A 1668-nucleotide genomic window follows, 5' to 3' on the forward strand; every position below is an offset into this window, starting at 1 on the left:
TAAACCCCGGTGTTTCATGGGGATCTGCGGATCGCTGGGCGCAAATAGACCGAAGTGCTCCCTGAACAGGGGAAACTGGGACTTGTCTAGAGCTACAGTTCCTCAAGCAGAAAGCACTCGGTAGGTGAAGCGTACTTCGTGGTCGTCTGGTCTGTCGTTCTGTGTCGATGATGTCGCGGTGATTTCTCACGCCGGGACCATCGCGCCACGCCTTCTGGCGGATCGCGTCGGCCTGACCGCCGAGCTGTCGGGGGCCATGGCGCAGCGCCGATCCATCCCGATCCATGACCGTGGCAGGGTGTTGACCGATGTCGCGGTGATGCTCACGGGTGGCGGGGAGTCCATCGCCGACATCCGCGTCCTGCGCCACCAATCCACGGTCCTGGGGCCGGTCGCCTCGTCCCCGACGGTGTGGCGCACCCTGGATGAGGTCACCGCCGGTAAACGCAAGAAAATCCAGGTCGCGCGGGCTCGTGCCCGGCGGCACGTGTGGTCCCACCTGCCCGGCGGGGTGCCCGCCTCGAAGTGCGCGGGCCGGGACCTGGGATCGACGATCGTGCTCGACGTGGACGCCACCATCGTGGCCACCCACAGCGAAAAAGAGCAGGCCGCGCCAACCTATAAGCGCACGTTCGGGTATCACCCGATCGGCGTGTGGTGCGACAACACAGAAGAGTTCCTCGCCGCGAGCTTGCGGCCGGGCAACGCCGGGTCGAACACCGCTGCCGACCACATCGATGTCCTGGGCCAGGCGATTGCGCAGGTCCCCGCCGCTCACCGGCGTGATGTGCTGATCCGCTCCGACGGCGCCGGCGCCTCCCACGCCCTGCTGGAATGGATCACCGACCAGAACCGCGTCCGCGGTCGGCAGGTGGAGTACTCGGTCGGATTCGCGGTCACCAACCCGATCCGGCGGGCGATCGCGATGGCTCCCGAGGCAACGTGGGGGCCGGCGTTGAACCAGGGCGGGGACCTGCGGCCCGGGGCTGAGGTCGCCGAGCTGACCGGGTTCCTCTCCCCACGGATGCTCGCCAAGTGGCCAGACGGGATGCGGGTCATCGTCCGCCGCGAACGACCCCACCCTGGCGCCCAACTGTCGATGTTCGAGGAACTCGACGGGTGGCGCTACCAGGCATTTGTGACCAACACCGCCGTCGGTCAACTGCAGTTCCTCGAAGCGCGGCATCGGGCGCACGCCCGCGTGGAGGACCGGATCCGACACGCCAAAGACACCGGACTCGGCCGCCTTCCTTCGCGGGAATTCGCGGTCAACCAGGCCTGGCTCGTCGCGGTCATGATCGCCGCAGACCTCATCGCGTGGACGCGGCTGCTGGCCTGCATCGGCGAGGCCGCCGTTCTCGCCTTGTGCGAGCCCAAAGCGATGCGCTACCGATTCCTGCACGTCGCGGCCCTGCTGACCCGCAGCAGCCGCCGACGACGCGTGAAAATCCCCGAAACCTGGCCGTGGGCCGTCGCCATCGAGGCGGTGTTCCACACGATCGCCGCGATCCCCAAACCCGCCTGACCTCACCTGCCCGCCCACGACAGCACCACCCGGAGACCCGCCCACCGGCAGCGCTAGCCGGAGCTTCCGCACGCCTACTCGCCAATCAGGACGCGACATCCGTAGAGAACCGAATCTCCCACACCCCATGAATCAGGGGGGCT

Annotated in this window: 1 protein-coding gene; it reads left to right on the plus strand. The window is 67.4% G+C overall.

What is annotated here, in order from left to right; all coding sequences use genetic code 11:
* The first annotated feature begins 124 nt into the window (after positions 1 to 124).
* Complete coding sequence (locus GSI01S_RS19350) at positions 125 to 1525, plus strand: IS1380 family transposase (protein ID WP_006898364.1); 1401 nt, start codon at positions 125 to 127, stop codon at positions 1523 to 1525.
* Positions 1526 to 1668 lie beyond the last annotated feature (143 nt).

Origin of the sequence: Gordonia sihwensis NBRC 108236, assembly GCF_000333035.1 — a bacterium.
GTDB classification, from domain to species: domain Bacteria; phylum Actinomycetota; class Actinomycetes; order Mycobacteriales; family Mycobacteriaceae; genus Gordonia; species Gordonia sihwensis.